At 41.7% G+C, this 15,506-nt stretch carries 15 protein-coding genes; 8 read left to right on the plus strand and 7 right to left on the minus strand.

The annotated features are described in order from the left end of the window. Positions 1–71 precede the first annotated feature (71 nt). The 6 genes from CARFE_RS0105495 to CARFE_RS0105525 form a co-directional block, all read right to left on the minus strand. Positions 72–1,289 (minus strand): anaerobic glycerol-3-phosphate dehydrogenase subunit C, encoded by a 1,218-nt coding sequence (locus CARFE_RS0105495; protein ID WP_028052021.1) that lies wholly within the window; start codon positions 1,287–1,289, stop codon positions 72–74. Further along, positions 1,282–2,463, minus strand: coding sequence for an anaerobic glycerol-3-phosphate dehydrogenase subunit B (locus tag CARFE_RS0105500; protein ID WP_028052022.1), 1,182 nt, complete (start codon positions 2,461–2,463; stop codon positions 1,282–1,284). Before CARFE_RS0105500 ends, CARFE_RS0105495 begins: the two co-directional genes overlap by 8 nt. Beyond that, positions 2,456–4,042 (minus strand): anaerobic glycerol-3-phosphate dehydrogenase subunit GlpA, encoded by a 1,587-nt coding sequence (gene glpA, locus CARFE_RS0105505; RefSeq protein WP_028052023.1) that lies wholly within the window; start codon positions 4,040–4,042, stop codon positions 2,456–2,458. Before glpA ends, CARFE_RS0105500 begins: the two co-directional genes overlap by 8 nt. Positions 4,043–4,148: 106 nt before the next feature. Then, a complete protein-coding gene (gene glpK, locus CARFE_RS0105510; RefSeq protein ID WP_028052024.1) occupies positions 4,149–5,651 on the minus strand; it encodes a glycerol kinase GlpK in 1,503 nt (500 codons plus the stop codon). 31 nt (positions 5,652–5,682) lie between these two features. Next, the gene (locus CARFE_RS0105515; RefSeq protein WP_028052025.1) at positions 5,683–6,393 is read right to left on the minus strand and encodes an MIP/aquaporin family protein; all 711 of its coding nucleotides are present in this window, start codon (positions 6,391–6,393) and stop codon (positions 5,683–5,685) included. Positions 6,394–6,740: 347 nt separating this feature from the next. Then, positions 6,741–7,313 carry a glycerol-3-phosphate responsive antiterminator gene (locus tag CARFE_RS0105525; RefSeq protein ID WP_028052026.1) on the minus strand — a complete coding sequence of 191 codons (573 nt, stop codon included), beginning with the start codon at positions 7,311–7,313 and terminating at the stop codon, positions 6,741–6,743. 135 nt (positions 7,314–7,448) lie between these two features. Between CARFE_RS0105525 and CARFE_RS0105530 the strand changes: the two genes are divergently transcribed. The 8 genes from CARFE_RS0105530 (at position 7,449) to CARFE_RS0105565 (ending at position 12,401) form a co-directional block, all read left to right on the plus strand. After that, a complete protein-coding gene (locus CARFE_RS0105530; RefSeq protein WP_028052027.1) occupies positions 7,449–8,597 on the plus strand; it encodes a PIG-L deacetylase family protein in 1,149 nt (382 codons plus the stop codon). 69 nt (positions 8,598–8,666) lie between these two features. Next, the gene (locus CARFE_RS0105535) at positions 8,667–9,197 is read left to right on the plus strand and encodes an RNA polymerase sigma factor (RefSeq protein ID WP_028052028.1); all 531 of its coding nucleotides are present in this window, start codon (positions 8,667–8,669) and stop codon (positions 9,195–9,197) included. Next, positions 9,190–9,561 (plus strand): hypothetical protein, encoded by a 372-nt coding sequence (locus tag CARFE_RS0105540; protein WP_028052029.1) that lies wholly within the window; start codon positions 9,190–9,192, stop codon positions 9,559–9,561. The genes CARFE_RS0105535 and CARFE_RS0105540 overlap by 8 nt, the downstream gene beginning before the upstream one ends. 2 nt (positions 9,562–9,563) lie before the next feature. After that, positions 9,564–9,884 (plus strand): hypothetical protein, encoded by a 321-nt coding sequence (locus CARFE_RS0105545; RefSeq protein ID WP_028052030.1) that lies wholly within the window; start codon positions 9,564–9,566, stop codon positions 9,882–9,884. A 31-nt stretch (positions 9,885–9,915) separates the two neighbouring features. Further along, positions 9,916–10,155 (plus strand): hypothetical protein, encoded by a 240-nt coding sequence (locus CARFE_RS0105550; RefSeq protein ID WP_028052031.1) that lies wholly within the window; start codon positions 9,916–9,918, stop codon positions 10,153–10,155. A 196-nt stretch (positions 10,156–10,351) separates the two neighbouring features. Then, positions 10,352–10,951: a polysaccharide deacetylase family protein gene (locus CARFE_RS14405; protein WP_051250182.1), complete on the plus strand. Its 600-nt coding sequence runs from the start codon at positions 10,352–10,354 to the stop codon at positions 10,949–10,951. Beyond that, entirely contained in the window at positions 10,951–11,481 is a 531-nt protein-coding gene (locus tag CARFE_RS14410) for an undecaprenyl-diphosphatase (RefSeq protein ID WP_051250183.1), read from the plus strand. Before CARFE_RS14405 ends, CARFE_RS14410 begins: the two co-directional genes overlap by 1 nt. After that, positions 11,475–12,401: a polysaccharide deacetylase family protein gene (locus CARFE_RS0105565; RefSeq protein ID WP_028052032.1), complete on the plus strand. Its 927-nt coding sequence runs from the start codon at positions 11,475–11,477 to the stop codon at positions 12,399–12,401. The genes CARFE_RS14410 and CARFE_RS0105565 overlap by 7 nt, the downstream gene beginning before the upstream one ends. Here the strand turns inward: CARFE_RS0105565 and CARFE_RS0105570 are convergent. After that, positions 12,398–15,505 carry a molybdopterin-dependent oxidoreductase gene (locus CARFE_RS0105570; RefSeq protein ID WP_028052033.1) on the minus strand — a complete coding sequence of 1,036 codons (3,108 nt, stop codon included), beginning with the start codon at positions 15,503–15,505 and terminating at the stop codon, positions 12,398–12,400. The genes CARFE_RS0105565 and CARFE_RS0105570 overlap by 4 nt on opposite strands. Between the last annotated feature and the right edge of the window lies 1 nt (position 15,506).

Raw genomic sequence — 15,506 nt, forward strand, 5'->3', positions numbered from 1 at the left:
ACCTCTAACTTCATTTTACCATATTTTAACTTTATAAAAAAGAAAAAACCTGCCTCCCTTTTGGCAGGTTCTTATTTATCTTTTACTATTTTTTCAGCTAAAAGCTCTAACGGATGATACACCGGCAAGCAACTTACATTATTTAGCTGCACACCACACATCCCGCACTCGGTAACAAGAGCCTCGGGTTCATGGCGGTCTATAGCCTTTTTTAGATTCTGGCCAATAGCTTCGGTTACCGGCTCTTTTTCCGCCTTTAAGCCGTAACTTCCCGAAAGGCCGCAACACCCGGCATCCAACGGCACTACTTTATTTACCGTCACTTCTTTTAAAAGTTCCAACCCCGGAGTTCCTACTCCCGATGCTTTTAAATGGCACGGTTCATGATAACCATACTTGCCCTCTATCGGCTCACCCCCCAAGAAATTGTTAATTTCTTGAAGTCCCCTTAAAAACTCGCCGGCCTCATAGAAATACGGCACAAACTCCCTGGCTTCTTCGATTCCAAGTAACCCGCCATACTCTTCTTTAAAAGTTAAAAGGCAGCTTGGACAGGAAAATAATACGGGAGTCCCATCCTTTACATATTTTTTCAGCTGGCTTAAATTAAAATGAGCAAATTCTTGAGCAGTATCAAGTTTACCATTGCCTATTGCCGGCTGACCGCAACATTTAAACTCCGGAACAATAACCTCGTAATTCAGGTGGTTTAAAATTTTCACCAGAGCTTCTCCAACTTCCGGTTTATTATACTCGGTAAAACAGCCCGGAAAATATACAACCTTGTTTTTCGGTTTATTTACTTTTTGCCGGTAACTACCAAACCAGCGGGAAAAACTCTTGTGAGCGTATGCTGGAAAAGAAATATTTGCGGATATTCCAAAAAGGGTTTTGCCTATCTGACGAAAGATTTTAATCTTCGTAAAGAAGTTTACCAAGCCGGCAAAATTTACCACAATCCTTCCAAGCAAACGGGGATTGGCAAAAAGTTTTTCCCTTAACCTAAGTCCTTTTTTCTTTAATTTTTCCGCCCTGGTAAGCTGGTTTAACGACGCCACCGGAACTCCCGAGGGACAGGCAATTTCACAGTTTTTGCAATTAGAGCAGTACTCTATTCCTTCGGGGTAATCTACTTTCGTTTCAGCGTTTAAAGAAAGTCTGAGCCAATCGGGGCCAACCGCTTTGGGTCCGGGAAAATCCGGATTTACCTTGGCTACAGGACAGTTAGCGGTACAGGTGGAACATTTGGCACAATGATTTAGAGTTTCCAGAGAAATATCTTTAAGCATTTCTCCTCACCTCCCTATCTCCCAAAGCTAAAAGCCCCGCTTTATAGCCGGAAGCTAAAGCCAACCCCAGCCCGGAATTATTTTTTAAATAATTTGAGTTTGCTAAAATACTTCCCGCCGCATAAAGATTTTCTAATTCCTTAATTGGCCGCAAATACTCATCGGTAAATATACCGGAAGCTAAAAAGTTAAAGTCTTCGGCAAAGTTCCGGGGAAGATAAACTTTAGACTGAAAGATGGGCTCACAAATTTCCTCTTTATTAGCCCACAAACCTTTACCCCAGAAAGATCCCGTAGCTAACACAAAAGCTTTACCAGAAATCTCCCGTACCCGTCCGCCAGATTCTTTAATTTTAATTGAAGTTACTTGCCTTAAATCTTTTTTATATCCTATTACCTCAGCATTAAAGAGAAAATTTACTCCCATTTCTTTTAAGCTGCTAACCAATGCTTTATTGAGCCTTTGACCGGGAATAGACGGTAGTCCCCCGGGAAGCTCCACTACCCTTACTCCCAGTACATCCTCCATTTCTTTAAAAAGCCTATCTTCCGGTAAATCTCCCAAAACTGCCGGAAAGACCATTAAAGTTTTCGGCCCGGCATAAGGTTTTAAAAAAGCTATAAGCTTTTCCTTCAGGTCCCCTTGGGTTAAAGCCTGGGCAAGCCAGGTAGTATTAACGGTTATGGTGCCGGTTTCAAAGTAAACTTCCTTGGTTTCTTTTAAACCGGGAAATATTCCGCTTTTTTTAGCATAATAAAGAAACATTTTAGGAGAAAAATCGAAATAACCCTTGAAGCCAACCGCTATAATTCGCTCATAACTTTCAGGATTTTCCAGAAACATGCTTTCCGGAACAAGGCAGGAGTTCTTTACCGTTCCAAGGGTCGTTAAAATTCTGGTCCGCTCAGAAGGTGAACCTACATAATTTAACCCATACCTTTTGACTAAGTTCTTAAAAAAGCTAAAGCTCTCCTCTACCACATCTTGTACTTTAAAATAAGGATTGCCTTCTTCTCTTTCTAAAAGCTCGGGATTAAAATCGATACAGCCGGAAGACAAGCTTAAAGCCCCCTGACCTTTAGCCACAACCAAAACCTTTTTTTGTTTTCTGGCTCCCGCTCCGGCTGCCATTAAACCGCTCATCCCAGCCCCGATTATAACTAAATCATACATCGTCCGTACCTCCAAAGAGACTAAAATTACACCCGTATAGACCGGCTAAAAGCTCTGCTTCCCGCAGCTGTTCACCCCAGAGAAGAGGCTTTTGTCCAGCATAGCGGTTTTTAAGAAAATCTTTAAGCTGTTCCAACGGCTCCTGAGGCTTTTCCAGTAACTCCGTAAAAGCAACCCCTAACCCACGGTAGGCACAGTTTAAACCCTGACAGGTGCCCATCCCCAGGCGTGTTTTCCGCCGTAAGTCTTCTAAATTATGCGTATCTTCCCACCGGGCCACTTCTTTAACTTCCGCCACCGTCACTCCTTCACATTCGCAAAGCACCTGTTTTTCTTCAGTAACACCCTTTAACCTTTCTTCAATTTTCGGTGCTCGTACGGTATAACGCCGGGCAATTTTATTCTTCTCTTCCACCGCAAGAGCTGGAGTCAATGGAATTTCTGAAGTCTTACTCTTCCTATCAATCCCTAAAAGCTTTCCTATATAGTCACCGGTTTTTTCGGCCATTAGCCGATAGGTGGTAAGTTTGCCCCCTACGAGACTAATAAGCCCTTTTAAACCTTCATTCCTTTCATGATCAATGATGACAAAATCCCGGGAAATGCTCCGGCTGTCCTGGCTATTGCTTTCTTCTCCTAAATATAACGGCCGAATCCCCGCAAAAGCTCGCAATATCCTGAGTTCTAAAACATCAGGAATTAGCTCCTTCCCAATTTCTAAAAGCTTTGTTATCTCTTCGGGAGTCGGTCTTAACATTTCCGGGTTATCCACGTTAACCGAAGTTGTACCCAAAATAGTTATTGTATAGTGTGGTACCCAGATATCTCCGTCACTGGGTGGCCGCAAGCGGTTAAATACTTTTTGAAAAATCCGCTGGTTAAAAGCAATTAGGGTACCTTTATTTTGTAAAAGATTCACTTTTACCCCGGCAATCTTGGCTACCTCCGCCGCCCAGGCACCGGCAGCATTTACCGCTAATTCGAATTCTACAAAAACTTCCTCGCCGGTAAGGGACGACCGAAGTTTAGCTGCAGTTAACCGCCCTTGTTGCTTTTCAAAACCCACCAACTGGTGATAGGTTAGATACCTGCCGCCATACTCTTCTGCCTGCCAGACATTGGCCCAGCACAGACGAAAGCCGTCAACAGTGCCATCGGGAACTTCAAAAACTCTCTTTACTTCTTTTGTTAAAAAGGGATATTCCCTTTTTATAAGTTCTGGATCCCTTTCCCGGACTTCTATGCCCGCCGTTCGACACCCATCAAGCCATTTTTCGGTGTAAGCAGGGTCATCGGAATTTAATTCGATAAAGTATCCTCCGGTTTCTTCAACACAAGTAGGAGCAATTTTCTTTAAAATTAAATTTTCTTCAATACACTCCCGGGCCGCATTTGGGTCTTTGACGGCATACCGGGCTCCGCTGTGCAGAAGTCCGTGAAAACGCGAACTTGCCCCGTAAGCAATATCTTTTTGTTCCACCAACAAAACATCTAAACCCCTTAAAGTTAAGTCCCTTAAAAGTCCAGTGCCGGTAGCACCTCCACCGATGATTAAAACTGTTGTTTTTAGTTTCTGCATCCATATCCCCACCTGTAATCTATTTATACCACTATAAAAAAAGCCGTAAAGCCATCCCGAGGGATGGCAATACGGCGTTCTTAGTCTCCAGCCAGTTTATTTTGTTTTACTCCTCTACTTCCCATTCCCGGGCACGGGTTACTGCCCGCTGCCAGCCTTTGTAGAGTTTTTCCCTGGTTTGTTCATCCATAGTCGGTTCAAAACGGCGGCTTACTTTGTATTTTGTCACTAACTCCTGTTTATCAGCCCAGAAACCAACGGCCAAACCTGCTAAATAAGCAGCACCCATGGCAGTAGTTTCAATGTTTACCGGTCGTTCTACCGGAACACCCAGGATATCGGCCTGGAACTGCATTAAAAGGTTGTTGGCAACAGCCCCACCGTCTACTTTGAGAGCCTGAAGTTTAATACCCGAGTCAGCTTCCATTGCTGATAAAACATCCCGGGTTTGATAGGCCATTGATTCTAATGCAGCTCTCACAAGGTGGTATTTGTTAGTACCCCGGGTTAAGCCTACAATCGTACCCCGCGCCCGCATATCCCAGTAGGGAGCACCAAGTCCGGCAAAGGCAGGAACGATGTATACCCCACCGGTATCGGGCACTTTAGAAGCAAAATATTCCGAATCGGCTGCGCTTTCAATAAGTTTTAGCCCATCTCTTAACCACTGGATAACTGCACCGGCAATAAAAATACTTCCTTCCAAGGCATATTCTACCTTACCGTTAATCCCCCAGGCAATGGTGGTTAAGAGACCGTTTTTCGATTCATAAACTTTGTCACCGGTGTTCATCAGCATAAAGCAACCGGTACCATAGGTATTTTTAGCCATTCCCGGTTCAAAGCAGGTTTGACCAAATAAGGCCGCCTGCTGGTCTCCGGCAATACCGGAAATCGGAATAGCATGACCAAAGAAAACGTTAGGATCGGTTTCTCCGTAAACGTAACTTGAAGGCTTTACTTCCGGAAGCATGGAGGCCGGAATCCCAAGCTCCGCTAAAAGCTCTTCGTCCCACTTAAGCTCCCGGATATTGTAAATCATCGTCCGGGAAGCATTGGAGTAGTCGGTAACATGGACTTTTCCGCCGGTTAATTTCCAGACAAGCCAGGTATCAATGGTGCCAAATAACAGTTCGCCTCTCTCGGCTTTTTCCCGGGCACCTTCGACATTATCTAAAATCCACTTAATCTTTGTGCCCGAGAAATATGCATCAATAACCAGACCGGTCTTATAACGAACCTTTTCTTCTAAGCCTTTTGCTTTTAACTCATCGCAAATCCCTGCAGTTCTCCGGCACTGCCAGACAATCGCATTATATACAGGCTTTCCGGTATTTCTATCCCAAACTACCGTGGTTTCCCGCTGGTTGGTAATACCAATAGCCGCAATTTCTTCAGGGTTTACGTTGTAACGGGCCATTAACTCGGCAATAACCCCGTACTGANTGCTCCAGATTTCTTCCGGATCATGTTCCACCCAGCCCGGCTTGGGATAATGCTGGGTAAACTCTTTTTGGGCTACGCCCACGATATTGCTGTCCCGGTCAAATAAGATTGCCCGGCATCTGGTGGTACCCTGGTCTAACGCCAAAACATATTTTTTCGTCACAAAATTCCCTCCCGGTTTTTATTATACTTGATTAAAATACCATTTGATATAAAATAGCACCAATTAAACCGCCAATGATTGGACCAATAACCGGTACCCAGGAGTAAGCCCAGTCGGAACTTCCTTTACCAGGGATAGGTAAGATTGCGTGAGCAATTCTGGGGCCTAAATCCCGGGCCGGGTTCATAGCATAACCGGTAGGTCCACCCAGAGATAAGCCTAAACCCCAGACTAAAAAACCCACTAAGAGAGGAGCAAGTCCAGAAGCAGCCGGCTCTTTATTTACACCTAAAGCAAGTACGCCAAAAACCAACATTGTCGTAGCTATTATCTCGGTTAAAAGGTTTGCGGCATAATTTCTAATAGCAGGGCCCGTACTAAATACCCCTAATTTTGCTCCTGGATCATCGGTTTCCGCCCAATGGGGAAGATAAGCAAGCCACACTAAAACACCGCCTATAATACCACCCAAAACCTGGGCTAAAATATACATTGGAACTTTTGACCAGGGAAACTGGCCAAGATAAGCTAAAGCAATGGTTACCGCCGGATTTAAATGGGCACCACTTAACTTTCCAGTAGCATAAACCGCAACAGCCACCCCAAAGGCCCAGCCAGCAGTTATAACAATCCAGCCGGAATTTTGACCTTTCGACTTGTTTAAAACAACGTTTGCAACAACGCCGCCACCAAATAAAATAATAATTGCCACACCAATTAATTCGCCAATAAATGCGGTCATTGTGGTTTTTCCTCTCCTGAAATTTTTGTTTAAAGTATTTTAAAAAACTGTGTTAGTAGCCCCCTCTTCTCTCTTATCCCCTCCCCCTTCCTTTAATAAATAGAAAAGCCCTCCCTGGATACAGTAAGCCTGTACCCAATTGGAGGGCTCTCCATTTCTCCAGCCCGCATACAGTATCCATTAACATTGGCAAAACAAAAAGAGCCTTTAAGTAAAAGGTACCTCCCTTTACTTAAAAGGCTCTCCTGTTCTCCCGCCACAAATCTTCATCTGCTATTAAGTGTAGTCTAAGGAGAGTAATTTGTCAATATATTTTTACAATTCTAAAAATGTTCTTTTTTTCACAATTATAAAACAGTATTTAAAAACCAGAGGGCAGTTTTATTGGTACTAATTGCGGAAAATCCTTTAGAAAGAGCTTCCTTTAAGTCATCCTCCCCTTGAATTAGCCCACCGCCAATCACCGGAAGGCGGGAAGTTTCTTTAATTTCCCTGACGATTTTTGCAGGAACGGTCGCCGGGAGGATTTCCACACCATGAGGTTTTGATTCAGCAAGCTGCTTCAAACCGCTTCTGACCGCTTCCGAATCAATTATAAAAAGCCTTTGAATGGCAACAATTCCTTCTTTTTTAGCCTGCCGGGCAATCGAAGTTTTCGTAGTAATTATCCCTTCCACCCCGGCTTTGACCAAATACTTGACCGCTGCTTCATCTTTTCCCAATCCTTCAATTAAATCAAAGTGGACAATCAACTTTTTCCCAGATGCTCTGGCATGTTTTAAATAATCGCCCAGGGAGTTAATATCCCCAAACAGTAAAAACATTATTTTTACCGAAGGAATATTTAAGACTTCACGAAAATCTTCAGGATTTCTTAAGGCGGGGATTACCTTTTGCTGATTTATTAAGTCTATTAGCACTTTTAATTTTACCTCCCTTAAGAATCTTTCTACCATATAAAAGTTTACTACTTTTCGCAGAAAAAACCAAAGTTTTTTTCAACCTTTGCAACTTCACCTGCCCAAAATTCATCTTTTATTTAAGGGTGAAAAAAAATGCGAAAAAAAGTTATCTTTTTTGCCGTAAATTTTCTTACCTTATGGCTTATATATAACATTATTTTAAATAAAGATTTCAGCTATGCGATTTTAAAGGTCAAACCCCAAGAAAAAATTTTAATTGTGGCTCCACATCCCGACGACGAACTTTTAGCCGCTGGAGGATTACTTACCCAAGCAAAAGAAAAAAGAGCAAAAATAGCGGTTGTTTACCTGACTGCCGGAGATGGTTTTACGCAAGCGGTAGAAGTAAATTATAAAGTGCTTAAGCCTAAAACCGTTGATTATATTAATTTTGGCCGTTTACGCATAAACGAATCTTTTGAGGTAAAAAAATATTTAAACATTGACCGGATTTACCACTTAACCTATCCCGATGGTTACCTAAAAACCGTCTTATTTCAATATTATGATACGCCTTTTACCTCTCCCGATACCGGTTTTAATGCCCAGAGCTATCCAGAAAGCTATAAGCCCGGGCAGCCTTTTACCGGAAAAAATTTAATTGAAAACTTAGAAGAAATCGTTAAAAAAGAACAGCCGGATATAGTTGTTTTCCCCTCGGTTTTAGACAACCATCCGGACCACAGCTTCGGGGGGTTTGCCACCAGTGTTGCGTTAAGAAAAATAGGTTATCAGGGAAAAACTTATACTTACCTGGTTCACAGCTACTTTTGGCCCAATTACGGGAAGCAATTTAAGCTCCCCCGGGTTCTAACGGATAACAAACTAAAGTTCACCGTTATTTCTTTAAATGATTTTGAACATGCTAAAAAAGCTCAAGCCCTGGCTTTATATCGGTCCCAGCGCAAAGTAATTGGAGCTTTTATGCAGCTTTTTGCCAAAGAAGACGAAGTTTTTCTTCCCGAAAGCAGTACAGCTAATACTGTCTGGCAGCATGGTTCGAATATTTTACATGTGCAGGTATTTGCAGATAAAGTGTTCCTATCCTTTGCTAAAAACCAGCAGGATAAGCTAGTGATATCCGGATATAATCTTCAAACCGGGAAAACCTTCAGGATTGTAAAAAATATCAATGCCACTGAGCAAAACTTCACTTTTCCTTTAGAGGGTCATGGTATATTTATCATAGAAAGTTTTAAAGGGAAAAAAATAAGCAATAAAACCTTACCTTTTAATTATTAAAAAATTATTAACTGCAACTTTAGTTAAAAAAATCTCCTCTATATTTTTAGAGAAATGAGTTGAGTGTAGATGGATATTAAGTTAATCCCGATAATAGTTAAAGCAAAAAATGGTGATGACCGGGCTTTTGAAATCTTAGTCCACATCTATTACCAAAAAGTTTTAAATTTTTTCAAGGGAAAACTCCAGGACGAAGATATTGCCCTGGACTTAACCCAGGAAGTTTTTGTTAAGGTATTATTAAATGTCAAGAAGTTAAAGTTTGCAGAAAACTTTGAAACCTGGCTTTTTACCATTGCCCGCAATGAACTAAATCACTATTTGCGAAAAAAACAAAAAGACAAACATATTTTTCAAAAAATCCTTGATAAGCCTCCTGGCGAAGTAAGCTTCAGTCTTGAAAAGTCCGAGGTAGAGGAATTACTAAAAGAACTTCCGGAAAAATACCAAACAGCTCTTAAATTATTTTATTTCGAAGCGAAAAGCATCAAAGAAATAAGTTTAATCACTAAAAACCCGGAAAACACGGTAAAATCCTGGCTGTACCGGGGGCGGGAAATTTTAAAGTCATTATTACTGGGGGGAAATAAAAATGATTGACCCGAATATCGCCCAAAAAATTATTGAACACGCTTACGAACAAAGGCGTTTAATAATCTATCGTAAATTAAAGTTCTGGCTGTCTTTTTATTTTATGCTTTTAAGTTTTCTTGTTTTAGAAACTGCCGCCTTCATCTTTCATTTCTTCAAAAGTCGCCTGCACCTTATCTTTTATGCAGCTATAAGAGACGGCGTTTTATTTGGGGAAAAGGTTGTTTACTATTTTGAAGCTTTAATGGAACGTTTTCCTTTTGAAATTTTCTTCTTAATTCTGTTAACTTTTCTCTTTATCTCCTTTTCCAGTAAGCGCTTTAAGCTTTTTGAAAGCCAGTTAAATTTAGTTTTAATTCAGAAGGAGTTGTAAAAATGAAAAAGTTTTTGAAATTAATCTTTTTGCTGTTACTGGTTTTTGCCCTTCTTGGTAGCTTTTATAAGTACTACTACGCTAAAACCAATGACACCGTTAGCTTGGTAGGAACTGTAAGATCAGTTGCTAATGACCACATAACTTTGCAAGAAAAGCACATCCTTAAAAAAATTGAAATCACCCAAAATACCAAAATTTATTTTAATAAGTCTTTAGTCCCCAAAGCTCGGCTTAAACCCAAACAAAGATTGGTAGTATTGGGTCAAAGGGAACTTGATGGAGACATTGAGGCACTAATTATCCATTTGCTGGATAATTAGATATTAAATAACAAAAGAAGGAGGTGGTAAAATGAAAAGGTTTTTGTCAGTTTTAATTGTTCTCGGCATGTTGTTAACCAGTCCTTTAGCCGTACTGGCTAACACAGCAAAAAAAGCAGCAACCAACACCGTTAAAACCGCTAAAGTACAAATTGTTAAAACCAATAAAACAAAAAATGTAGCAAAAAAACAAGCAAGCCAAACTAAAAAAACAAAAGCCACAAAAGTTACAAAGACTAACAAAAAAACTGCGCCAAAATTAAAAAAATAAAGAAGGCTAAGGAAATAACTCCCTAGCCTACCTCAACCACAGGAAGGGGGTAAAACCCCTTCCTTTAAGAATATTATAGCAAATTAATATTGTTAAAGGAAAGATTTGTATGGTAAACAGGAACAGAAAGCTTGTTACGATTATTCTACTTCTCTTAAGTTTATTCTCGATACCTCACTTTCGGATCCTTGGCAACATGAAAACAGTAACAAAGCCCGCACCACCTAAAAAATATTGTGCCCTGACCTTTGATGACGGTCCTGATCCGCGCTTTACACCGCAGGTCTTAAAAATATTAAGAAAAGAAAAAATTCCAGCAACCTTTTTTGTTGTCGGCCAAAACGCTGCCAAATACCCGGATTTAATAAAAGAAATTTATTTCCAGGGCAATGAAATTGAAAACCACACTTTTACCCATCCTGTTCTTAATTATTTTAAGGACAATACCAATTTAGATTTAGAAATCAAAAAAACCGATGCAGTGGTATATGCAAAAACCCATTATACTCCTGCTTTTTTTCGCCCACCCCGCGGGCGTCGCCCGGTTTACCTTTATAAAATTTTAGCTCGAAATAAGAAAACCCTGGTAATGTGGGATATTTGCGTAGAAAGTGTAATAGATAAAAAGAAAACAAATTTTTTAGTACCTAAAAATAAAGTAATAATTTTAGCCCATGACGGCCGCCTTGACCGCAGTAAAACTATTAAAGCGCTGCCGCAGGTGATTAAACAATATAAAGATGCAGGGTATCAGTTTGTAACCATAAACCAGCTTCACAGTTTAGGAGTGAAATAATGGACTATACAATTTTCCAGGCAATCAATAATCTTGCCGGTCATAGTATCGTATTAGATAAACTTATGATTTACATTTCCAAATACGGCATATTTTTTTACGGATTAATCCTTTTAGGAATCTTTTTAACCGGTTCAAAAAAAGCAAAAATCGAGGTATTTAAGATTGGCTTCACCGGGTTAATTGCCTTAGGTATTGCAGGTATCACCGGCAAAATCTATTATCGCCCCCGTCCTTTTATTAGCCATAAAGTTCATTTATTGTATGCCCACCAGCCGGACAGCTCCTTCCCGTCCGACCATGTAACGGGAGGTTTTACTTTAGCCCTTGGCATTTACACCCTTTCCCCTTCTTTAGGATTGCTGGCAATTGTTTATTCGCTTTTAATGGCCTTTTCCCGGATCTATGTAGGCCACCATTACCCTTCAGATGTAATTGGCGGAATGTTATTAGGAACATTTGTGAACTTTTCAAGGCTCCTTTTAGAGCAATATTATCTATCTGGCAAAAGAAGGGATATCAAATGTTAAGAAAAGTTTTTGCCGCATTTTTGCTTTTCCTTTTTATTTTTATCTTTTCCGGATGCACGCCTTCTTCCTCTTCTTCCAGTATTCTGGTCCTGGAATATCACGGAGTAGTTCCAGATAATGCCTGGGGTAAAGTTAATCATCTTTACAATATCAGGGTTGAAACCTTTGAAAACCAGATAAAAACTTTATTAAATGCCGGCTACAAACCCATCTCTGCCGAAAAGCTTATTGACTTTTACTATAACGGCTATAAACCATCCGGGAAAGAATTTTTAATAACCTTTGATGACGGCTACCGCAACAATTACCTGTATGCTTTCCCTATTCTAAAAAAATACCGGATTCCGGCCGAAATTAACTTAATTGTTGCCCGTATTGACCAGGCAAAAAACCATAACGATCCCATAAAAGGCTATCTAAACTGGGCTGAAGTTCGAGAAATGGCCAAGTCCGGTTTAATCTATTTTGGCTCTCATACCTACGATAGCCATAATAAAGTTATTACCGGTAAAAATAAAAAGAAAAATTATCCCTTTTTAGGGCCAATTTATCTTGCAACTCAAAAAAGAATGGAAACATGGCAGGAAGCTGAAAAAAGGGTAAATAAAGACTTAATGCTCTCCGTTGAACGCATTTCATATGAAACAGGAATTAGACCAGAAATCTTTTGCTATCCCCACGGCAACTATAATACCTGGTTTATAAGTCGTCTTAAAGAAAATGGATTTAAAATAGCTTTAGCTGGCAATATTCCGCAAAATAATAACCCCTTTACCGTAAAGCGTATTTTGGTAACCGATTCCCTGCGCGGAAAAATACTTCTAATGAAATTAAATCTTGTAAAATACTCTAATATTCTGGATTTTATAATTAAAAAGGCTTCTGGTTCTGCCCAGAAGCCTGATTTTTCAAAAACTTAAACCTTGATTATTTCCACTCTGGTATCCAATTCACTGGCTCCGCCGCCAATAGGATCGGACAAGCAAGCATTTTTCAAGGCCACATCCACTAATTGAACATCATTTACCGAAAAACCGGTACCTCTGCCCAACGCAAATCCGGTATCACTAACTCCAGCTACCCATTTTGTATGACCGTAAGGTTGAACGGCAGGTATCTTTTTGCCGTCAATTATCACCGGTGCTGCGCCATAAGCAAAGTGGCCGTAATTATAACTGCATCCCACTACTCCGGGTTTAATGCCATTAGTTACCAGGGCCTTACCTTGCACTTCAAAGTTTGGAGATATAATTTTGATGGTATTTCCGGAGTTAATCCCGCGTTTTTTAGCATCTTCCGGATTAATCCAAACGTAATTTTCCGCCTCAATTTCCCGTAACCAAGCATCGCTGATATTACGGTGAGTTCCGATATGTCTTGCCTTCCAGGTAATTAAAATTAGGGGATAACCCTCATTTTCCACCCTTTGTCCATTGTAATGGGCGATTTCTTCAATTCGGGGAAGACCATCAAAAGGCTTGCCGGTATATGAGTGCTTACCTTTAGCCACTTTTTCGGAGTAAAAATTAACCTCAGAAGCTAATTTATACTTAAGGTACGGACCATCATATTCATTCCCTTTTTCTTCAAATCTACCTCCCCGATTAAGAACATAGACCACCCGGCGCCACTCTTCCGGCTTTACCGCCCGTTTCCAGGCCTCCAGATCAAAAAACTTCCCCAGCGCTTTTTTCCTTGCCCTTTCAAAGATTAACAGTTCTTTATCATCCGCTTCCGGTACCGGCTCCTTTCCATCATAGGCAATATTCGCCACCAGCTTCAGGTAAAAGTCCTCGGCTCTGTCCAGGGAACTGCCGTCCGGAAAAGCCCCAGCTCCCACCCCCGGCAGCTTTAACTCCTTGGCCAGCTCAATAAAGAAGTCCTCCATCTGCCGGGCTTCAGGATAAACCCGGGTTACCGGCTGTTGAATATGGGTTTCTTTCAGGGGAAAATTGGGGTATATGGTTTCAAAGCCCCAGCGTTCCAGATAAGTTAAATCGGGCAAAATATAATCGGCATAAGTAGCTGTTTCACTGATTACCACATCGGATACCACCAAAAGGGGAATAGCTTTCTGGTCTTTTAAGATCTCTTTATGAGCTTTTCCCACCGGCACCGATAATAAAGGAGAAATCCGGTGGATGAACAGGGCTTTGATAGGGTATGGATAACCTTCAGCAGCACTGGGTAAGGCCTCCTGAATGTTATTTCCGGAGTACTGAAACCAGGGACGCTTGGCCGGGTAACCATCCCGCTCAAAAAGAGTTGTCTTTTCATAGGCAACCTTGTTACGTACCAGCGGAATGCCCCAGGCTTTAAATCCTTTCGGCACTTTTAACAAATCATACCTACCTTCGAAAGGATTGAACTTCGCTCCGGTGCTCATACTGCCCCCTTTCCAGTCATAGTTGCCGATCAGGTGGTTAAGGCAGTTAATAGCCCGGAGATTATAGAAACCATTGGTATGCATTGCCGGACCCCGGTAGGAAGTTATAGCCGCTTTTTTCCCATGGGAAGTAAACTCCCGGGCCAGTTCGATAATCAGCTGCGGGTCGATTTCGCAAATCTTGGCATATTCCTCAATGGTGTACTCCATAACCCGCTCTTTAAACAGGGTAAACACCGACTTGACATGAATGCCGTTAATAACCGTATCCACTTCCAATTGTCCTTCGGTAGCCTGGTCATGGGGTACTGGCTTGCCATTCTGGATTACCACAAACTGTTCTTTAGTTCCAATTCCGAGATCACTGGCCCTTAGCTTTGGCTTTCCTTTTGCGGTCAGATTGACCAAATAAGTTGCATCGGACCAGGTCGGTTCCCCGTCAGCTTTTGCTGCCTCCTTGTTGGGATTGGTTAAGTATCTTAAGTCATAACGCTTGTTTTCTATAATCCAGCGGGCCATACCCAGAGCTAAAGCCGCGTCGGTTCCCGGTTTAATCGGTACCCAGATGTGTGCCTTTTCAGCAATCCGACTCAATCTTGGGTCCACCACCGCCAGCTTCATCCCTCTTTTAAGAGCATTCATAATTTTGGGCGCAAGCCAAGTTGGCCCTTTATTGGCCACCAGCGGGTCGGTTCCCCAGACAATTAGAAACTCAGCATTATCCACATCGGCGTACATGCGCTTTTTCGGTTTTTCTGTGTTAAAAGACTGTACATTTCCGATTACACCGTTAACACCACAAATTCCTCCATGATCAAGGCTGTTAATGCTGCCAAGGGTTTGGCTCCAGAAACGTTCTTTGAAAAAATCCCGCCGGTCTCCAAAAAAACCTACAATTTGATTGGCCTTGGGCCCCAAATCCGGATGTTTAGTATCGATAAGCACATCTTTATACTTCGCATCAAATTCTTCCTGGGACATCTCTCCTTTTTTTACTTTTTCCCAATCGGCCATTACCTTCTCTTCGGGAACAAAGGCCCAGATGCTCTTTAGCCCTGGAGTTCCCAGATCGGGGCTGCCATAGACAATTTCCTTTAACGCTTGTTCCCAGCTAATACTTTGCCATTGCCCGCTTCCCCGGGGGCCAACCCTTTTTAGAGGCTTTTGCACTCGCAAAGCATCATAAGCAGTTTGGATACCGGCCTGGCCTTTAAGACAGGTCAGTCCGCCCCGGAAGCCTCTTCCCTCCTTGGCTATATCACCGCTACCTTTTGCTGCCTCATCCACAGGTGTCCCGTAAGGAATCTGACCAAAAGGTTGCATGTTAAGCGGACTATAAGGGTTGCCGGCTATCTTTCTGATATAAGAAGTAGGACCGTTTCCTTTAGCAGGGGTTATAACCGCTTTTATAGTACAATGGGTATTACACTGTTCGCAGGTGGTATAAATAACATCTTCGGCACCGTAATCCAGGACCTCTTTGCCCGTCCCGTGAGGATCATCTAAAAACCAGGTTTCAACCGCCGACTGCTCAGACCCCAAGGCTGCGGGAGCTACCAAACCTACTCCCGCCAAAACAGCGCTGGTTTTAAGAAAACTTCTTCGGCTGATTTTAACCGGCTTCTTTTGTTGATCCATA

Source organism: Carboxydothermus ferrireducens DSM 11255 (assembly GCF_000427565.1).
GTDB classification, from domain to species: Bacteria; Bacillota; Z-2901; order Carboxydothermales; family Carboxydothermaceae; genus Carboxydothermus; species Carboxydothermus hydrogenoformans.

Coding starts and splice junctions, on each gene's coding strand:
- CARFE_RS0105495 (WP_028052021.1), bottom strand. CDS start 1,289: ATGCTTAAAGATATTTCTCTGGAAACTCTAAATCATTGTGCCAAATGT.
- CARFE_RS0105500 (WP_028052022.1), bottom strand. CDS start 2,463: ATGTATGATTTAGTTATAATCGGGGCTGGGATGAGCGGTTTAATGGCA.
- glpA (WP_028052023.1), bottom strand. CDS start 4,042: ATGCAGAAACTAAAAACAACAGTTTTAATCATCGGTGGAGGTGCTACC.
- CARFE_RS0105515 (WP_028052025.1), bottom strand. CDS start 6,393: ATGACCGCATTTATTGGCGAATTAATTGGTGTGGCAATTATTATTTTA.
- CARFE_RS0105530 (WP_028052027.1), top strand. CDS start 7,449: ATGCGAAAAAAAGTTATCTTTTTTGCCGTAAATTTTCTTACCTTATGG.
- CARFE_RS0105535 (WP_028052028.1), top strand. CDS start 8,667: ATGGATATTAAGTTAATCCCGATAATAGTTAAAGCAAAAAATGGTGAT.
- CARFE_RS0105540 (WP_028052029.1), top strand. CDS start 9,190: ATGATTGACCCGAATATCGCCCAAAAAATTATTGAACACGCTTACGAA.
- CARFE_RS0105545 (WP_028052030.1), top strand. CDS start 9,564: ATGAAAAAGTTTTTGAAATTAATCTTTTTGCTGTTACTGGTTTTTGCC.
- CARFE_RS0105550 (WP_028052031.1), top strand. CDS start 9,916: ATGAAAAGGTTTTTGTCAGTTTTAATTGTTCTCGGCATGTTGTTAACC.
- CARFE_RS14405 (WP_051250182.1), top strand. CDS start 10,352: ATGAAAACAGTAACAAAGCCCGCACCACCTAAAAAATATTGTGCCCTG.
- CARFE_RS14410 (WP_051250183.1), top strand. CDS start 10,951: ATGGACTATACAATTTTCCAGGCAATCAATAATCTTGCCGGTCATAGT.
- CARFE_RS0105565 (WP_028052032.1), top strand. CDS start 11,475: ATGTTAAGAAAAGTTTTTGCCGCATTTTTGCTTTTCCTTTTTATTTTT.
- CARFE_RS0105570 (WP_028052033.1), bottom strand. CDS start 15,505: ATGGATCAACAAAAGAAGCCGGTTAAAATCAGCCGAAGAAGTTTTCTT.